General features: G+C 72.3%; 16 protein-coding genes and 1 pseudogene. 8 read left to right on the top strand and 9 right to left on the bottom strand.

Annotated elements, in window-relative coordinates; genetic code table 11:
* Window positions 1-37 precede the first annotated feature (37 nt).
* The 5 genes from ABH926_RS16470 to ABH926_RS16450 all read left to right on the top strand — a co-directional run bounded on the left by ABH926_RS16470 (window position 38) and on the right by ABH926_RS16450 (window position 6,004).
* Entirely contained in the window at window positions 38-1,309 is a 1,272-nt protein-coding gene (locus ABH926_RS16470; RefSeq protein ID WP_370366462.1) for a cytochrome P450, read from the top strand.
* Window positions 1,306-2,451: a phosphotransferase gene (locus tag ABH926_RS16465; protein ID WP_370366461.1), complete on the top strand. Its 1,146-nt coding sequence runs from the start codon at window positions 1,306-1,308 to the stop codon at window positions 2,449-2,451. The genes ABH926_RS16470 and ABH926_RS16465 overlap by 4 nt, the downstream gene beginning before the upstream one ends.
* Window positions 2,452-2,685: 234 nt before the next feature.
* Entirely contained in the window at window positions 2,686-4,236 is a 1,551-nt protein-coding gene (locus tag ABH926_RS16460; protein ID WP_370366460.1) for a class I adenylate-forming enzyme family protein, read from the top strand.
* The gene (locus ABH926_RS16455) at window positions 4,233-5,693 is read left to right on the top strand and encodes an SUMF1/EgtB/PvdO family nonheme iron enzyme (RefSeq protein ID WP_370366459.1); all 1,461 of its coding nucleotides are present in this window, start codon (window positions 4,233-4,235) and stop codon (window positions 5,691-5,693) included. Before ABH926_RS16460 ends, ABH926_RS16455 begins: the two co-directional genes overlap by 4 nt.
* A gap of 20 nt (window positions 5,694-5,713) precedes the next feature.
* Entirely contained in the window at window positions 5,714-6,004 is a 291-nt protein-coding gene (locus tag ABH926_RS16450; protein ID WP_370366458.1) for a MoaD/ThiS family protein, read from the top strand.
* A 128-nt stretch (window positions 6,005-6,132) separates the two neighbouring features.
* Here the strand turns inward: ABH926_RS16450 and ABH926_RS16445 are convergent, their stop codons facing one another.
* Window positions 6,133-6,525: a VOC family protein gene (locus ABH926_RS16445; RefSeq protein ID WP_370366457.1), complete on the bottom strand. Its 393-nt coding sequence runs from the start codon at window positions 6,523-6,525 to the stop codon at window positions 6,133-6,135.
* 164 nt (window positions 6,526-6,689) lie between these two features.
* On the opposite strand from ABH926_RS16445, the gene ABH926_RS16440 reads away from it, so the two are divergent.
* The gene (locus ABH926_RS16440) at window positions 6,690-7,985 is read left to right on the top strand and encodes a hypothetical protein (protein WP_370366456.1); all 1,296 of its coding nucleotides are present in this window, start codon (window positions 6,690-6,692) and stop codon (window positions 7,983-7,985) included.
* Between the two features lie 83 nt (window positions 7,986-8,068).
* On the top strand, window positions 8,069-9,253 hold the full coding sequence (locus ABH926_RS16435; RefSeq protein WP_370366455.1) for a cytochrome P450: 1,185 nt from the start codon (window positions 8,069-8,071) through the stop codon (window positions 9,251-9,253).
* Between the two features lie 110 nt (window positions 9,254-9,363).
* On the opposite strand, the gene ABH926_RS16430 is transcribed toward ABH926_RS16435, so the two are convergent.
* Window positions 9,364-9,819: a hypothetical protein gene (locus ABH926_RS16430; protein WP_370366454.1), complete on the bottom strand. Its 456-nt coding sequence runs from the start codon at window positions 9,817-9,819 to the stop codon at window positions 9,364-9,366.
* Window positions 9,816-10,715: a trans-aconitate 2-methyltransferase gene (locus ABH926_RS16425; protein WP_370366453.1), complete on the bottom strand. Its 900-nt coding sequence runs from the start codon at window positions 10,713-10,715 to the stop codon at window positions 9,816-9,818. Before ABH926_RS16425 ends, ABH926_RS16430 begins: the two co-directional genes overlap by 4 nt.
* Window positions 10,716-10,875: 160 nt before the next feature.
* On the opposite strand from ABH926_RS16425, the gene ABH926_RS16420 reads away from it, so the two are divergent.
* Window positions 10,876-12,609, top strand: a complete 1,734-nt coding sequence (locus ABH926_RS16420; protein WP_370366452.1) for an MDR family MFS transporter — start codon at window positions 10,876-10,878, stop codon at window positions 12,607-12,609.
* Between the two features lie 18 nt (window positions 12,610-12,627).
* Here the strand turns inward: ABH926_RS16420 and ABH926_RS16415 are convergent, their stop codons facing one another.
* The 6 genes and pseudogenes from ABH926_RS16415 to ABH926_RS16390 form a co-directional block, all read right to left on the bottom strand.
* Entirely contained in the window at window positions 12,628-13,293 is a 666-nt protein-coding gene (locus tag ABH926_RS16415; RefSeq protein WP_370366451.1) for a hypothetical protein, read from the bottom strand.
* Window positions 13,294-13,419: 126 nt separating this feature from the next.
* On the bottom strand, window positions 13,420-13,731 hold the full coding sequence (locus ABH926_RS16410) for a DUF6059 family protein (RefSeq protein ID WP_370366450.1): 312 nt from the start codon (window positions 13,729-13,731) through the stop codon (window positions 13,420-13,422).
* Entirely contained in the window at window positions 13,728-13,919 is a 192-nt protein-coding gene (locus ABH926_RS16405; RefSeq protein ID WP_370366449.1) for a hypothetical protein, read from the bottom strand. Before ABH926_RS16405 ends, ABH926_RS16410 begins: the two co-directional genes overlap by 4 nt.
* Window positions 13,920-14,219: 300 nt before the next feature.
* The gene (locus ABH926_RS16400; protein WP_370366448.1) at window positions 14,220-14,951 is read right to left on the bottom strand and encodes an FmdE family protein; all 732 of its coding nucleotides are present in this window, start codon (window positions 14,949-14,951) and stop codon (window positions 14,220-14,222) included.
* Window positions 14,952-14,957: 6 nt separating this feature from the next.
* A complete protein-coding gene (locus tag ABH926_RS16395) occupies window positions 14,958-15,548 on the bottom strand; it encodes a hypothetical protein (RefSeq protein WP_370366447.1) in 591 nt (196 codons plus the stop codon).
* Window positions 15,549-15,640: 92 nt separating this feature from the next.
* A pseudogene (locus ABH926_RS16390) lies at window positions 15,641-17,023 on the bottom strand (adenylosuccinate lyase family protein); the annotation flags it as partial.
* Between the last annotated feature and the right edge of the window lie 152 nt (window positions 17,024-17,175).

The following is a 17,175-nucleotide window of genomic DNA, read 5'->3' as shown; positions in this document are numbered from 1 at the left end:
AGGCTCTCAGCGCGGAGACAACGGAGGAGACCAGAAGATGCTCGGCGCAGTCCGTAAGGCGATCGACTGGCAGTGGCCGATGGTGGCGCTGCGGCCGATCTCGGGGAAGTACCGCCCGATGGAACTGTCCTATCGCCGCGACCCGTATACCCAGCTGGACCGGCTGCGGGCTCAAGCTCCCGTCTACTACAGCCGCCCCATCGGGTCGTACATGGTCAGCTCCTACGCCGGGGTCCAAGCGGTACTGCGCGACCAGCGCTTCGTCTCCGACCGGAAGCTGGACACCTCGTTCCGCAACCGGATGACGTACAAGATGGCGAACTTCACGCCGAAGGAGGCTGCGGCGTTCGACGCGACGCTGACCGCCGCCTCGGCCGAGGACCACCTGCGGATGCGCTCGGCGATCACCTACGACCTGAGTCGGATACGGGTCGAGAAACTGCGGCCGCGTATGGAGTTCTGGGTCGACCGGCTGCTGGACCGCGCGCAGGAGCGCGGCAGCTTCGACCTGATCGCCGACTTCGCCGGGCCGCTGCCGATCTTCATCGCCGCCGAGCTCCTGGGTTTCCCGCCGGAGGACGCCGACAAGCTCCAGGAGTGGTCGGACAGCTACATCGTGCTCGTCGACCCGCTGATCGAGGGCGCGGGCCTGGGCCGGATGCGCAAGGCGTTCCACGAGTTCGACGCCTACATCGGCCAGACGCTGCGCCGGAAGACCGCCGACCCGGGCGATGACCTGATCAGCCGCCTGCTGGAGCGCCAGAAGGCCGGCGAGCTGACCGAGCTGCAAGTCCGTACCCTGACACTGATGCTGGTGGTGGCCGGCCACGAGGTCATCACCAACCTGATCGGCAACGCGATCGCCTGCCTGCTCCGCTTCCCGGACGAACGCGAGCGGCTGCAGAAGGACCCGGCCCTGATGAACACCGCGATCGAGGAGTTCATCCGCTACGAGTCCCCGATCCAGTCCGCCTGGCGCATCGCCCCGGAGGAGATCGAGGTCGGCGGCGTCCGGGTACCGGCGGGCCGCGCGGTGACCGTGCTGATCGGCGCGGCGAACCACGACCCCGAACGCTTCCCCGACCCGCACCGGCTGGATGTCGGACGCGCCGACAACAAACACCTGGGCTTCGCTCTCGGCTCGCACTTCTGCGCCGGCCCGAACCTGGCCCGCATCGAGGGCGGTGTGGCGCTGCGGCGGCTGCTGGAGCGGTTCCCGGACTTCAGCGGGGACGGCGCGGCGCTGAAGTGGAAGCCGGCGATGGGGCTGCGGGGGCTGTACGAGCTGCCGATCACAACGGGCCGGTGAGCGGCGGCGAGCGGCTCGGCGAACAGGGTGGTCGGCGCGGCGTACTTGTCGGTCGGCTCGGCGAACACGATCAGGGCGCGCCGGCAGCCCCGAGCTCCATCAAGGACATCACCCCGGCCTGGTGCACCCGCGCGCTGGCCCCGCTCATCGGTCCGGCGCGCGTCGTATCCTGCACCGCGTGCCCGATCGGCACCGGCCAGGTCGCCGACACCTACCGCCTCCACCTCGTCTACGACCGCCCCGGGGCGGGCCCGCCGTCCTGCGTCGCCAAGGTGCCCTCCGGCGACCGGTCCTCGCGCGTGGCCGCGGCCGTCACCCGCTCCTACGAGATCGAATCAGGGTTCTACCGCGACCTGGCCCCGACGCTGCCGGTCAGCCTGCCCGCCTGCCATCACAGCGCCTTCGACGCCGCCACCGGCGCCTACGCCGTGCTGCTGGAGGACCTGGCGCCGGCCCGGCCGGTCGATCAGCTCGTGGGCTGCGATGCGGACCAGCTCGCCGGCGCCGTCGTCGAACTCGCGCGGCTGCACGGCGCGCACTGGGCCGATCCGGGTGTCGCGGGCCTGCCCTGGATGCCGCACACAGACCGGGCCGGCGCGACCGGCATGGCCGGGCTCGCGACCGCCTCCTGCCGCCGTTTCCTGCGCCGCTACGGCGACCGCCTCGATCCGGACGTCGCCGAGCTCGCCGAGCGGTTTCCGCCGGACGTCGCCGGGTATCTGCTGCACCGGCCCGGGCCGCGCACCGTCGTGCACGGCGATTTCCGGGCCGACAACCTGATGGTCCGGGACGGCCGGATCACCGTGGTCGACTGGCAGACCGTCGCGCACGAGCCGGGGGTCACGGATCTGGCCTATCTGCTGGGCGGCAGCGTGCGCAGTGAACTCCGGCGCGAGCTCGAGGACGACATGGTGCGCCTGTACGCCGAGGTGCTGCGCGGCTCGGGGATCGCCGTGACGGACGGGGCCTGCTGGACCGACTACCGGCGCTACGCCCTCGGCGGCCTGCTGATGGCGATCGTCGCCTCGGCGCTCGTGGTGCGCACCGAGCGCGGCGACGGCATGTTCGCGGCCATGGCCAACCGGCACGGCCGGCACGCGCTGGACCTCGACGCCCGCGCACTGCTGCCCGCCCGGCTCTGAGCCCCGCCGGCACCCTGCTGCCCGCCCGGCTCTGAGGCCCGCCGGCGCCCTGCTGCCCGCCCGCGCCCGAGGCCGGAACCGCCTTCGCCCGAGGCCGGAGCTGCCGGAGATCGCCCGCGCGCGCCGGCCGGAAGCGCGATCCGCTTCATTGACCCCGCACCGGGCCCCCGCATACAAAAACAGCGTGCTGAACCCCATCGCGGACATCCCCGCCGGCGACGACATCCAGCCGTGATGTCCGCCGAGGGACAGGACCTCATCGCACGTCAGGCGGCGACCCGGCCGGACCGGATCGCCGTCGTCGACGACCGCCCGGACCGGGAGGCTGTCCGGTACACGTACGCCGAACTCGACGCGCGCGTCGGCGCCGCGGCCCGGACGCTGGCCGCGGCCGCGGTCCGGCCGGCCACGACCGTCGCCTGGTGCGGCCGGAACTCGGCTGGCGTGCTGACCGTGATCGGCGCGATCCGCCGGCTGCGGGCCGTGGCGGTGCCGCTGAACCCGGCGCTGACGGTGCCCGAGGCCGCCCACATCCTGCGGGACAGCGGCGCCGAGGTGCTCTGCGTCGATGCCGAGGACGAGCGGGTGCGCGAGCTCGCCGAGCGGCTGCCGGCCGAGGTCCCGGGCCTGCGGCAGATACTGCGCTTCGGCGCCGATCAGAACCCGCTCACCAGCGGCCTGATCCGGCAGCCCGGCCCAGAAACGCCGGCGGGCGCCGATGCCACCCCGGACTCAGACATCTTCTACACCTCCGGCACGACCGGCCGTCCCAAAGGCGTCGTCCGCCCCCGCCCGGCCGACCCGGCGAGCACGCCCCTGGTCACCCTGATGGGCTTCGAGCCCGACGACGTCCACCTGATCACCGGTCCGCTCTACCACTCCGGCCCGGCCCGCTTCGCGACCATGGCGCAGGCCCTGGGCAACACGCTGGTCGTCCAGTACAGGTTCGACCCGCGCGACTGGCTGCGCCTGGTCGACACCCACCGGGTCACCACCTCGTTCAGCGCGCCGACGCCGATGCGGATGGTCTGCGCGCTGCCGGCCGGGGTCAAAGCCGGCTACGACCGCTCCAGCATGAAGCGCTTCGTCGCCAACGCCGCGCCGTGGAGCCAGACCTTGAAGCACGCCTATCTCGCCGACTTCCCCGCCGACTCGCTGTGGGAGGTCTACGGCTCGGCCGAGACCGGGGTGGCGACCGCGCTCGCGCCGGGCGACCAGCTGCGCAAGCCCGGATCGTGCGGCCGTCCGGTGCCCGGCGTGGAGGTCGTGCTCTACGACGATGCCGGCGCCGCCGTGCGGCAGCCCCATACCAACGGCGAGGTGTTCGTGCGCTCACGGAGCATGTTCGTCGCCTATCGCAACGCCCCCGAGGCCTACGAGGCCGACCGGCGCGGCGAGCACCACTCGGTCGGCGACATCGCCTACCGGGACGACGAGGGCTACCTCTACATCGTCGACCGCAAGAAGGACGTGATCATCAGCGGCGGGATGAACGTCTACCCGGCCGAGGTGGAGGCCGCGCTGGAGGCCTCGCCGGACGTCAGCGAGGCCGCGGTCGTCGGCGTGCCGGACGAGCACTGGGGCGAGCGGGTGCACGCGGTCGTGGTCCCGGCCGGGCCGGACGTCACCGCCGCCGCGGTCCTCGGCTTCGCCCGGACCCGCCTGGCCGGGTACAAGCTGCCGCGCAGCGTCGCGTTCACGGCGGCGCTGCCCAAGACCGGCTCCGGCAAGGTCCTGCGGCGCGCGCTGCGCGAGGGCGCCCGCGGCGGAGGGGAGGCCCGATGAGGGCGCTGACACTGCCCGGGGTGGGCCCGGACCACATCCGCATCTCCAAGGACCTGTACGCGGCCCTGGTGGAGGAGGTGCGCCGCCGGCATCCGGCGAAGGCGTTCGGGTACTTCATCTCGGACCTGGACACCATGACGCCGACGGACTTCGTGCTGTTCGAGGACAACGAGCGCAACAGCACCCAGTGGCGGCCCCGGTTCGAGGCGTACGGCGACTACTACCGGAACCACGACGACGCCGGCTTCGTGGCGCCGCCGGAGGAGGCCTGGCGGCTGCAGAAGCTGATCCGGGAGCGGGGCATGGTCGAGGTCGGGGTGTTCCACAGCCACAACCGGCACCCGGCGAACTTCTCCCGGATCGACTTCGAGCTGCACAATCAGTGCTTTGATTCGCTGTGGCACCTGCTGGTGTCGGTGCGCAATCCGGACCTGCCGGTGCTGCGGGCCTACGAGGTGGCGCCCGGCGGGATCCGGGAGCTGCCGGTGCGGGTGGACGGCGTGGATGGCGCGGACGGCGGGAGCGGCCTGGACGACATCGGCGCGGCCGCCGCGGCCGACGACGAGGACACGCTCAGCCGCGACCAGGTCGTGCTCCAAGCCGGCGAGGTGCTGGGCGTCGGCCGCGACGGCCGTCCGCGCTGCCGGGACACCGCGGCGGTGTGGGCCGCGGTGCGGGCGGTGCGGTCCCTGGGCGATGCCGAGGTCGCCGACCGCTTCCTGACCCGCGGCCTGCTCGCCGGCGCGCCCGAGCGGTTCGAGCACTACCTGGCCGACGACATGGCCGAGATCCCCGGCGGCGGCTTCCTGATGGGCACCGACCTGACCGGCCCGAGCCACACCCACAACGAGTCGCCGCGGCACACTGTGGAGCTCTCGCCGTACCTTCTCGGGCGGCACCAGGTCACGGCCGAGATATACGAGCTCTTCGATCCCGACCGCTCCGTCACCGGCACCGGCCGCCACACGCCGGTGACACACGTGTCCTGGACCGACGCCGCCGTCTTCGCGCTGTGGATGGGCGCCCGGCTGCCGACCGAGGCGGAATGGGAGTTCGCCTGCGGGGCGGGCTCGGCGGGACCATGGTGCTGTCCGACCGAGGACGAGCTCGCGCGGTACGCCTGGTACACGAAGAACTCCGGCGACGCACTCCAGCCGGTGGGCACCCGCGACCCGAACCGGCTGGGGCTTCACGACATGCACGGGAACGTGTGGGAGTGGTGCCACGACGCCTACGACGCCGGGTTCTATGCCCGCTCGCACCTGGTCGATCCGGTGTGCGACGGGACGGGGAGCGCCAACACTTTCGGCGTATCCGGGGACCGCGTCGCCCGCGGCGGCAGCGTGTTCGCCCACAGCGACATGTGCCGCAACGCCTACCGATCCCCCGAACCGGCCGGCTTCCACGCCGGCGACCTGGGCTTCCGGCTGGCCCGGGGCCGCCCGCCGATGGAATGAGCCCGAAAGGAGACTGAGCCATGGTGAACCTCACGCTGGCCGCGCCGCTGGGGGTGCTGCTGCCCGGCGGGGACCCGTCCCGCCCGGCCCGCCGCACGGTGCAGGTCGAAGCCACCACCTGGGCCGAACTGACCGACCAGCTCCGCGACCGCTTCCCGGTGCTGGCGCAGCGGGTGCTGAACGGCGGCTGCGACGTGAACCCGAGCTTCGTGGTGGTGCTGAACGACATGGTGACGCGGCGCCCCGGCGCGACGTTGGAGTTGCAGCCCGGGGACGAGGTGTACCTGCTGGCGGCGGTGGCAGGCGGCTGATTTCAGACCGCTGACGGTCGCCCACACCCTCGCGGGAGCGAGATTCCGGGCCGGCGCCGGCCGCCCGCACTCTCGCAGGCGACCGGCGACCGGCGACCGGCGACCGGCCGAACTCTCTCAGCCCTCTGTCACCCCTCCCCCACCAGCTCCGCGAAGTGCCACCGATGCCCCTCGGGGTCGACCGCCTCATACCGCCGGTCGCCCCAGGGCGTGTCCTGCAACTCCCGGTCGACCTCCGCGCCGGCGGCCACCGCCGTGGCGTGGTGCGCGGTGACGTCGTCCACATAACAGATGGTCTTCTCTGTCACGCCGCTGAGCTCCCCCGGGGCGCTCAGTCCCAGGCCGCTGCGGCAGACCATCAGGGCCGAGCCGTCGAGCTCCAGCCAGATCAGCGCCGAGCCGTCGTCGTTCGTCTTGCGGTGCTTCTCGGCGAAGCCGAAGGCCTTCGCCAGCCAGTCGGCCGCCGCCGCCTCGTCGGCGTAGGCCAGGCGGGGGTAGATCCTGTTGGCGGGTCGGTACACGGTGCCACCTCCTGCTGTCAACATCAGCGTATTCACCGCCGTCGCGGTGTGCGCAACTGTGGATCCTCGCCAGTTGGCGGCGATGATTTGTTCCACGTTGCCCCAGCGATCCCTTCGCGCCCATGCTGTGCCCCGCGCACCGAGCGCGGAGGGAGCGACACGCCATGGCCAAGCCCAAAATCGTCTGGGATGTGCGACCGCGCCTGAAGGGTTTCGTGATCGACACCCTGGGCGTGAGCGCGCCGCCGAAGAATCCCCGGCCGCCGGACGGCCCGTCCATCGTGGTCCTGCCGTTCGTGAACGTCAGCAAGGATCCCGAGCAGGACTACCTGACCGACGGTGTCACCGAGGAGCTGACCGGCGCCCTGGCGCGCAGCAGCCGCTACGTCTTCGTCATCTCCTCGGAGACCGCCTTCACCTATCGGGACACCGACATCCCCGCGCGGCAGATCGGCACCGAGCTGGGTGTCCGGTACGTGCTGCGCGGCACCGTGCAGCGCGAGGGGTCCGCGATCCAGGTCGGCGTGCAGCTCGTGGAGGCCGGCAGCGAGCAGACCCTGTGGGAGAAGGACTACCAGCCGGACCTGGCCGAGCTGTCCGCGGTGCGGGCCGAGATCGTGGAGAACATCCTGGTCGCGGTCGGCTTCGAGCTGGAGGCCGCCGAGCTCAGGCGGCTGGAGACCACGGCCTCGGCCGGCGCCATCGAGTGCCTGTGGCGCGGCTACTACCACCTGCGCCAGCTCACCCGCGACGACCTGATGAAGGCCAGGGAGCTGTTCGCCCGGGCCGTGGAGCTGGAGCCGGAGCTGCCCGGCGGCTACGGGATGCTGGCCGGCACCTACACCCAGGAGCACTCGCAGGGCTGGAGCATGGACCCGACGCTGCTGGACACCGCCAAGAAGCTGGCGTCCAAGGGCGTGGAGCTGGACGAGGACTCCGGCGTCTCGCACGCCATCCTGGGCGTGGTGGAGCTGGTCCGCGGGAACTGGCAGAACGCCGTCAAGCACGAGGACCGGGCCATCGAGCTGGAGCCCAGCGTCACCTGGCCGCACGCGCTGCGCGGCATCGCCCTTTCCCAGGGCGGCAAGCCGCTGGAGGGCAGCCGCTCGATCAAGCGCGCCCTGCGCCTGGACCCGCACCCGCCGCACGGGCTGCTGATGGCGCTGTCCTACATCAACTACAGCGCGGGCCGCAAAGCCGAGTCCATGGAACTGGTCGAGAGGGTCCGCTCCGAGAACAAGGACAACATCCTGGCCCGCATCGCCCTGGCCGCGTTCCACCAGCGCGAGGGCGACAAGGAGTACGCGCGCCGGCTGACCGCGGAGATCCTGGCCATCAACCCGGCGATCACCGTCGAGTACGCCATGGAGCTGATCCCGGGCCTGGAGAAGATCACGCCGAAGAACGAGTTCGTGCGCTACGCCGACGACCTCCACGCCGCGGGCCTGCCGCACGCGTAGTCCGGGTCCGGCCGACTGGCATCCGGCCGACCCGCGTCCAGCCAACCCGCGTCCAGCCAATCCGCCGCCGGAAGGGGCCGGTCATGACCGTTATGTACAACCCGTTCGATCCGGACTACGTGAAGAACCCTTATCCGCAGCTCAAGGCCCTCCGGGAGGAGGAGCCGGTGTACCGGAGCCCGATCGGGTTCTGGATGCTCACGCGCTACGACGACATCAACACCGCGCTGCGCGACACCGAGCGCTACAGCGTGGACCACCGCAACGCGAGCGTGATGGTCGTCGAGGAGCAGGACCCGAACTACATCCCGGTGATCCTCTTCCGCGACCCGCCGGACCACACCCGGCTGCGCAAGCTGCTGGCCAAGGCGTTCACGCCGCCGTTCGTCGAACGGTTCCGGCCGCGGATGCTGGCGCTGCTGGACGAGCTGATGGACGAGGTGGCCGACAAGGGCGAGTTCGACTTCGTCAAGGAGGTGGCCGAGCCGCTGCCGTACCTGGCGATCTCGGAGATACTCGGCATGCCGGTCGAGGACCGCCAGACGGTGCTGGGCTGGACCTCGGACATCGTCAACGTCACCGAGCCGGTGCAGACCCCCGAGGTGACGCAGGCGATCGCCGACTCCCGCAACGCGATGCGCGACTTCCTGGTGGACGTCGTGGCGCACAAGAAGCGCCGGCCGGCCGACGACCTCATCAGCGGCATGATCGCCGCCGAGGCCGACGGCGCCGGGCTGGCCCCGGACGAGCTCATCGACCACATCATCCTGCTGCACGTCTCGGCCCACGAGCCGACCGCGAACCACCTGGCGCACGGCCTGCTGGCCCTGCTGCGCCACCCGGACCAGCTCGCCGACCTGCGGGCCGACCCGGGCCTGGACGGCGCCGCGGAGGAGGAGCTGCTGCGCTACGAGGCGCCGCTGCAGCTGACCGGCCGGATCGCCCTGGAGGACCTGGAGATCGACGGCCACAAGGTCGACAAGGGCACGCCGGTGGTGATGTCGCTGGCCGCGGCCAACCACGACCCGGCGCACTGGGGACCGGACGCCGACGAGCTGGTGCTGCGCCGGCACCGGGCCAGCGAGCACCTGTCGTTCGCGCGCGGGATCCACACCTGCTTCGGGGCCGCCCTGGCCCGGATGCAGGGGCAGGAGGCGTTCGGGCGGTTCGTCCGGCGCTTCCCGGACGTGGCGCTGGCCGGCGAGCCGGAGTGGAACGGCCGCCTCAACGGCCGCGGGCCCTCGAGCGTCCCGATATCCGTGGGCTGAGTCTCTCGGTCTTCGCAGGCCTTGCATACGCTACTCGCACACGCCACTCGCACACGCCAACAGGGCGGCCCCCAAGGGAGCCGCCCTGTTTTGGGTCGCGCCTGCCTCCGTCAGGCCGTCAGCCGCGCTCTGAGCACGTCGTCGTGGGGTCCGCTGGACGGGTCATCGAGGTCTGCGACGAACACCGCGACCGCCCGCGCCAGCGGATCGGCGGCCAGCTCGGCGCGCAGCTCCCGCCAGGCCGCGATGTTCGGGTGCTGATACATGGCCGCGGCCTCGGCCGGGGCCAGGGTCGCGATCGCCCGGTCCAGCCGGTCCACGCTCAGCGGGTACGTCCCGGTCTCGTCCACGCGGCCCACGACCAGCCCCAGCACCACCGCCGGCAGCGCGTGGTCGTCGCGGTTCACCACCGGGAAGCGGGCCGCGCCCGGCGGCACCACGCAGGCCACTCCGTAGGCCGCCGGCGCGCGCCAGCCGGGGATCAGGCCCTCGAAGTGGGCCAGGGCGGCCCCGATCTTCTCCGGGGTCTCCCAGGCCGCCTCGCCCGGCCGGAAGCCGGTGCTCACGCCCCGGTCCGTACGTCCGGGACAGCCGGCGGGCGGCAGGTGTAGAGCACGAAGCTGCTCAGCTCCACCGGGCGGTCGCCGATGACGGCGCGCTCGACGACGCTGAAGCCGTTCAGCTCCAGTTCCCGCTCCAGCAGGTACGGCGAGGTCTTGTGCTCGTCGGCGTTGCCGGTCTCCAGGTCGTCGCGGCAGATGGCGAGTTCGGCCATGACCACCGTCCAGGCCTCGTGGGCCACGGCGAAGTCGATGACGAACTTGTACCAGTGCCACAGCGCCAGCCGGCGCGCCTGCTCCAGGCCCTCGTTCCAGTCCGGGACCCGACCGGTGGACCGGTAGGACTCGACGTCGGCGGCGCTGTCGAACAGGTAGCCGTCGACCACCTCGATCTCCTCGGACTGCGCCAGGCGCTTCTGGTCGGTGTCGCTGAGGTACTCCGGGCAGAACTCGTCGCCGATGATCAGCACGCCGTCCGGGGACAGGATCTCGGCGACGTGCTTGAGGTAGTCGTGGCTCAGGTGGTGGTGGGTGCCCCAGGACACGACCACGTCCACCTCGCCGGAGTAGTCCTCGAAGCGCTCGAAGCTGACCGAGGCGGTGGGGTACGGCGCGAGCTTGTCCCGGGCCTGCGCCAGCGGGTTGGCGGCGATGTCGTTGGCGATGACGGCGGTGTCCGGCAGCGCCCTGACCAGCAGCAGGCTCAGGTCGCCGGAGCCGGAGCCGACGTCCAGCACCCGCAGCGGGCGCCCCAGCCGGGCGCGCATCCCGCGCACCACGGAGACGATGTGCTCGTCGCCCTCGGCGATGTCGGGATGTCCGGTCCGCATGAGCGAACCGACATCGATGGTGCGGTAGGCCGAACTCGTGTAGACCGTGTCGGCGCTTCCCAGTTCTGTCATTGCGGGCCTCCGAAGTGCTGCCTTGGGGTGAATCGCGCGGCAAGTATGGGTGCCGCCCGCAGTGCGGTGAAAGGTCGCCGAACGCCGGATCGCGCCAGAAGCCCCCGAAGGGCGATTCAGCACATTGACGCTCACCGCCGCCGGGCCGAGCCTTGAGGCCATGACCGACCCAGCCCCCGCAGCGGCGGAAGAGACCGGCGTCTTCACGCACCGGCAGATCCTGACGATCCTGTCCGGGCTGCTGATGGCGATCTTCCTGGCCTCGCTGGACCAGACGATCGTCAGTGTGGCGATGCGCACCGTGGCCGACGACCTTCGGGGTTTCTCCCTCCAGGCCTGGGCGACGACCGCGTTCCTGATCACCTCGACCATCACCACGCCGCTGTACGGCAAGCTGTCCGACATGTACGGGCGCCGGCCGTTCATGCTGTTCGCGATCGGCGTGTTCATCACCGGCTCGGTGCTGTGCGGGCTGGCCCAGTCGATGTACCAGCTCGCGGTGTTCCGCGCGGTGCAGGGCCTGGGGGCCGGCGGGCTGTTCGCGCTGTCGCTGGCGATCATCGGGGACATCGTGCCGCCCCGGGAGCGCGCGAAGTACCAGGGCTACTCGCTGGCGATGTTCGCCACCTCCAGCGTCCTGGGCCCGGTCCTCGGCGGGTTCTTCGCCGGGGCGCACCACATCCTGGGCGTGTCGGGCTGGCGCTGGATCTTCTACGTGAACGTCCCGATCGCCGCGGCGGCGTTCGTCCTGGTCGCCAAGAACCTGCACCTGCCGGCGCACCACACCCGGCGCCGCATCGACTGGCCGGGAGCCGCGGCCCTGGCCGCCGGCATGGTGCCGCTGCTGATCGTCGCCACCAACGGCCGCACCTGGGGCTGGGGCTCCGGGAGCGCGGTGGCTTGCTACCTCGTCGGCGGCGCGGGCCTGGCGGCGTTCCTGTACTCCGAGAAGCGCTACGGCGACGACGCGCTCATCCCGCTGCGCCTGTTCGGCACGCGCACGTACTCGATCGCCACGACCAGCACCTTCGTCCTGGGCATGGCGATGTACGGCGGACTGCTGGTGGTGCCGTTGTACCTGCAGATCGTGAAGGGCGGCTCGCCCACCAAGGCCGGCTTGGAGATGCTGCCGCTGGTGGCCGGCCTGATGGTCAGCTCGGTGGTCTGCGGCCAGGCGATCATGCGCACCGGCCGCTACCGGATCTTCCCGGTCGCCGGCACGTTCCTGATCCTGGTGGCGCTGCTGCTGTTCGCCACGATCGGCGCGGACACCCCGGTCTGGCAGACCATGCTGGTGATGCTCCTGATGGGCCTGGGCGTGGGCGGCAGCATGCAGCCGCTGATCGTCGCGGTGCAGAACTCGGCCCGCCCGGCCGAGATCGGCGTGGCGACCTCCTCGATGACCTTCTTCCAGTCGATGGGCGGCACCCTGGGCGCCGCGGTGTTCCTGTCGATCCTGTTCAGCACCCTCGGCGACCACATCAACAGCGCCCTGCGGACGGCCTCGCAGACCCCCGGCTTCGCCGCCGCGGCGGCGACGCACCAGCAGCAGCTGGCCGGCGGGGCCGTCCGGGTGCTGAACGACACCGCGTTCGTGGGCACGCTGCCGCCGGTCCTGGCGCACCCCTACAAGACCGGCTTCTCCGGGGCGATGAGCGTGGTGTTCCTGGCGGTCGCGGCGATCATGGCGGTCAGCATGATCGTGATCTGCTTCCTGCCGGAGCTGCCGCTGCGGACGATGTCGGGGGCGCAGGCGCGGGTCGAGGCTGACGCGGCGGGAGGCGGGGCGTCGAGTGCGTCCGGTGGGCCCGGTGGGCCCGGTGCACAGGACGGTGCCGCCGAGGGATCGGAGCTGTCGTCGGCCACTCCCCCGCGGACTGCGCCCTCGAGCTGACAGCCGGGTCGGCCCGCCTCAGCCGAGCACCTGTCCCACATTGATGTTCATCCCCTGCAACTGCATGAACCCCGGATCCGACGGCTGACCGCCGGGGAGCCCGATCTTGATGGGGCTCTGCAGGCTGTACAGCACACCACCGGTCGGCGAGCCATCGGGGTTGCTCCCCTGCGGAGGCGGCGGAAACGACGTGGTGTCGGCGACCAGCTTGACCGGCTCAAGGGTGCGGGCCGTGACGGGTCCTGCGGAGCGAGTGGCGGGCCGGCACGGGTTGTGCCCGAGGGTGAGGGTCAGGTTCATCGCCAGGGTTTCGGCGATCACCCCGCTGCCGTGCGCAGGCGCGTTCAGTGACCCGGTCGCCGGTGCGGACTCATGGGCGGCGAACTTTCCGAAGGCGGGACTGTAGCCCACCAAGTCCTCTTCGGTGGTGATCAGGGGGGTAACGGTCCCGCCATGGGATGTTCTGGGGTCTCCGGTGAGGAACTGGCCCACGCCATCGAGATCGAGATCGTACTTGTGACCGCCGCAGGTGAGGACAGCCGCGGCGTGCTCGTACAGGGTTGTCACCGCTCCGGCGGCGGGGATGTCGGCGGCTGCTGCGGAGCTGATCGTCATGGACGGCAGCAGGCAGGCCGTGGTCAGGACCGCGCCGAGCGCGGTCCCCGGAGAGCGTCGGAACGCCATGGAATCCTCCTGGCAGCACAGCTTCGGATATCGAGCCACCTCATCCCAGCAGCCCGACCGCGCCGCAGTCGTGATTCACCCGCCGGTGGGCACGTCGCCCGCCGATCGCTCCAGGCGCAGCCGCCCTCAGCCGTCCTTACCGGTGCGCTCCAGCTGCCTGAACAACGCCCGCTCGACCCGGCTGAGCCGTGTCCGCCGCGGCATCCGCTCCGGGTGCCCGGGCGGCGGTCCGGCCAGCGTGCTCGGCTGCTCAGCGGGCTTGTCCGCAGGGTCCTGAGGCTCGCTCTGACGCGTCTTCTCAGGCGTCTTCGGAGGCGTCTTCTGAGGCTCGCGCCGTCGAGTCCGCGTGGCCGGCGACCAGTACCACGCGTAGGCCGTCATCCCGGCCAGCATCGCCTTGCCGACCGCCTCCAGCCGGCGCCGCATCGCAGGGCTCATCGCCGCGTCACTCCCTCGTGGCTCGCGCGCTGCCTCGGGATCGGCGCCACGCGCGGCTCGGGCCGCCGCCGTGCCGCCCGCAGGCAGACCACCAGTCCGGCGAGCGCCGTCAGGGCCGCGGCCGCGCCGAAGACCGGCATGAACGCCGTGCTCAAGTAGTGGAGGGCGGCGACCCAGGGATAAGCCACGATTCCGACTCCTTTTCCGTGAAAGGACCGGTTGTACCTGCTCGGCAGCCGCCATCGTGGCAGCGCGGCCGCGGGGCGTCGACGTGCTCGAATAGCGCGGCGGGGGGGGGGGGGGGGGGGGGGGGGGGGGGGGGGGCGGCCCGCGGCGGGGGGCGGGGGGGGGGGGGGGCGGCCGGGGGGGGGGGGGGGGGGGGCGGCGGGGGGGGGGGGGGGCGGCGCGGGGGGGGGGGGGGGGGCGGGGGGGGCGGGCCGCCCCCCCCCCCCCCCCCCCCCCCCCCCCCCCCCCGGGTCGGATCGGGCTCAGTGCTGGTGTTCGCGCTGGTGGTCGTGCTGATGCTGGTGTTCGTGGCCGTGTTCATGTTCGTGGCCGTGGCCCTGCCCGGCCTGGCTCAGCGGGTGGTGCCCGTGGTCGCCGTGCCCGGCCGGCAGCACGCCGCCGTGCGCCGCCAGGTGGCACGCCGGGCACACCATGCGCCCGCGGTGGTCGTGCAGCGTCTCCACGCTGGTCGGCTCCCCGCACTCCACGCACGGCTCCACGGCCGCGACCAGCTTGCGCGTCGGGACCGGCGCCTTCACCTCGTCCACCACGAGGATGTCCGCCTCCGGCAGCTCCAGCAGCCGCGCGGTGCGGTCGGCCTGGATCCCGGCGAAGCGCGCCTGCTCCTCGGGGGTGGCCTGGCCCTGCTCGATGCGTTCGGCCAACTCCTGGACCTCCGCGTCCCGGAAGGCGATGCTGCCGGCCTTGGCCCGGATGCGCAGGCCCAGGTCGGTGCCGGGAGCCCAGAACGTGAACACCCGGCGGCCGGTGTCCTCGAGCACGAGGTTGCGTTTGCCGACCGTGCAGCCGGTCAGTACCTGCAGCGCGTCCACGGCGCAGGTGTCGGTCTCGGCGACGACCAGCAGGGCCGGATCGCCGGCGGCGACGCCGACGCGGGCCAGCGCGGCCTCGGCGACGCGCAGGCCGAGCGCGGCGCCCGGGCATTCGTGGCGGTGGAACGCGACCACCTGGCGGTAGGACTCCGTGCGATCCATGGCGGGTCATCCTCTCGATGCGTTGTCGCGGGGCACCAGCCGGATGGGCACCTCGCGGGCGTTGTCGCCCTCGAAGAACGCGCGCAGCCGGGGGCGGTGCAGGTCGACGGCGGAATAGACGAAGGTCCACTGGCCGGACTCGGCGGCCAGCGCGCGGTCCAGGCCGGTGCAGGTGTCGCGCAGCGGGTCGTGGTCCCAGGCCACGCGGTGGGTGTGGTAGTTCCCGAACACCACCCAGCCGGTGTCGTCGCAGGCCTGCTCCACCGCCATCAGCTCGCGCGGGTCGGCGATCCAGCCGCGCTGCTCGTTCGGGGTCTGCGACGGGATGGCGAAGGCGTCGACCACCTCGTCCATCTCCTGGCGGCGGGCCTGGTCGTGCCGCATGTTCGCGAGCAGCGGGAACACCGCGCGCACCGCCAGGGCCCCGCCGGCCGGCGCCCCGGCGAGCATCCCGAAGGCCTTCGTCTCCGGCGTCTCGCCCTCGATGTAGTGGCCGGTGAGCTTGCGCACGACGTGGGAGGCGACGCACGCGAACAGCGAACGGGGCAGCACGATCTCCTCGACCTGCGACAGATCCTGGACGGTCACGACGGTCACGACGGACCGCCGAGTACGACGGGATCGGCCGGGCCGGCCGAACCAGCCGGGCCGGCCGAACCAGCCGGCTCGGCGGGGCCTGCCGGACCCCGCGAACCGTCCGCCGCCAGCGCCAGCACCGCCCGGGCCCGCGCCACCACCCGCCCGGTCAGCGCCGCGGACTGCCCGAGGTACCCGGCCGGGTCGAAGATCCGGTCCAGCTCGGCCTCGGCCAGCTCGGTCTTGCTGCGCAGCGACTCGCGCAGCGAACCGCCCTCCTGCCGGGCCGTCTGGGCGAGTTCGTACACGAAGTGGTGCGCGCTCTGCTTGCCCATGGTCTGGCCGAGCACCAGCATCAGCCGCTCGGTGGCCACCTGTTCGGCGACGTCCCCGACGTTGTCGCGCAGCCGCTCGGACCGCACCGCCAGGCCGTCCAGGACCCGGGTCACCAGCTCGCAGGCCGACAGCGTGTAGTGCGAGACGTCCGGGACGCAGGCCCATTCGATGCGCAGGGTCCGCGAGTCCCGCTCGTTGTCCCCGCCCAGGCACGCCATGGCGTTCGCCACCTGGGAGGCCGCCAGCCGGGCCATCACCACCGCGTGCTCGCAGGCCTCGGGGTTCCGCTTGTGCGGCATGGTGCTGCTGCCGACCTGGCCGTAGCGCCAGCCCAGCTCCACCTCCCCGAACTCCGGGCGGGACAGCAGCCGGATCTCGTCGGCGATGCGGCCCAGGGTGCCGGCGACCATCGCCAGCCCGGTCACGTACTCGGCGACCCGGTCCCGGGACACGTGCCAGCCGATGGCCGGGGCGACCAGCCCCAGCCGCAGCGCGAAGGCCTCCAGCAGCGGCAGGGCCTGCTCGCCGAACCCTGCCATGGTCCCGACGCCGCCGAACAGCTGCGCCACCAGGACCCGCGGCCGCATCTGCTCGACCCGCTCCAGGTGCCGCAGCAGCTCGTCGATCCAGCCGCTGATCTTCAGCCCGAAGCCCATCGGCAGCGCCGGCTGCGCGTGGGTGCGGCCCAGGCAGACGCTCTCGGCGTTCTCCTCGGCCAGCTCGGCCAGCCGGTCGAGCATGTGGCGCAAGGACACCGTGAGCTGGTCCAGGACGTCGCGCATCTCCAGGGACTGCGCGGTGTCCTGGATGTCCTGGGTGGTCGCGCCGTAGTGCACGAACTCGCCGGCCCCGTCCTCGCACACCGACTGGAACGCCCGCAGAAACGCCACCAGCGAGTGCGAGGTGCGCCGGATCTCGGCCCGGACCCCGTCCAGGTCCAGCAGCTCCACCCGGGCCGCGCGGGCGATCGCCTCGGCCGCCGGCTTGGGGATGACGCCGAGGTCGGCCTCGCTCAGCGCGAGCGCCGCCTCCACGTCCAGCCAGCGCTGGAAGCGGCAGCGGTCGCAGAAGATGCGCCGGCTCGACTCGGTCCCGTAGTTGTGGCCGTAGAACCGCGAGTCGGTGATGTGGCCGTGCGCGTGGCCGCAGTCGCCGGCCAGGTCGGAGACGACGGAAGAGCCGGAGGGGCCGGAGGAGTCGGGCAGGTCCGGGCCGCCCACCGGTTCGCGGCCGGCGGCGGTGCTGGTGGTCGTCATGGTGCTCACGCTCCCTGGGTGTGCGCTGGTGGTCCGGCCGCGCCGGCCGCTGGGGA

Origin of the sequence: Catenulispora sp. GP43, assembly GCF_041260665.1 — a bacterium.
Taxonomy (GTDB): Bacteria; Actinomycetota; Actinomycetes; order Streptomycetales; family Catenulisporaceae; genus Catenulispora.
This window is presented reverse-complemented; position numbering and strand designations above follow the sequence as displayed.

What these genes read in the sequence shown, in the direction of transcription:
- ABH926_RS16470 (WP_370366462.1), top strand. Translation starts at nt 38, where the DNA reads ATGCTCGGCGCAGTCCGTAAGGCGATCGACTGGCAGTGGCCGATGGTG.
- ABH926_RS16460 (WP_370366460.1), top strand. Translation starts at nt 2,686, where the DNA reads ATGTCCGCCGAGGGACAGGACCTCATCGCACGTCAGGCGGCGACCCGG.
- ABH926_RS16455 (WP_370366459.1), top strand. Translation starts at nt 4,233, where the DNA reads ATGAGGGCGCTGACACTGCCCGGGGTGGGCCCGGACCACATCCGCATC.
- ABH926_RS16450 (WP_370366458.1), top strand. Translation starts at nt 5,714, where the DNA reads ATGGTGAACCTCACGCTGGCCGCGCCGCTGGGGGTGCTGCTGCCCGGC.
- ABH926_RS16440 (WP_370366456.1), top strand. Translation starts at nt 6,690, where the DNA reads ATGGCCAAGCCCAAAATCGTCTGGGATGTGCGACCGCGCCTGAAGGGT.
- ABH926_RS16435 (WP_370366455.1), top strand. Translation starts at nt 8,069, where the DNA reads ATGACCGTTATGTACAACCCGTTCGATCCGGACTACGTGAAGAACCCT.
- ABH926_RS16425 (WP_370366453.1), bottom strand. Translation starts at nt 10,715, where the DNA reads ATGACAGAACTGGGAAGCGCCGACACGGTCTACACGAGTTCGGCCTAC.
- ABH926_RS16420 (WP_370366452.1), top strand. Translation starts at nt 10,876, where the DNA reads ATGACCGACCCAGCCCCCGCAGCGGCGGAAGAGACCGGCGTCTTCACG.
- ABH926_RS16415 (WP_370366451.1), bottom strand. Translation starts at nt 13,293, where the DNA reads ATGGCGTTCCGACGCTCTCCGGGGACCGCGCTCGGCGCGGTCCTGACC.
- ABH926_RS16410 (WP_370366450.1), bottom strand. Translation starts at nt 13,731, where the DNA reads ATGAGCCCTGCGATGCGGCGCCGGCTGGAGGCGGTCGGCAAGGCGATG.
- ABH926_RS16400 (WP_370366448.1), bottom strand. Translation starts at nt 14,951, where the DNA reads ATGGATCGCACGGAGTCCTACCGCCAGGTGGTCGCGTTCCACCGCCAC.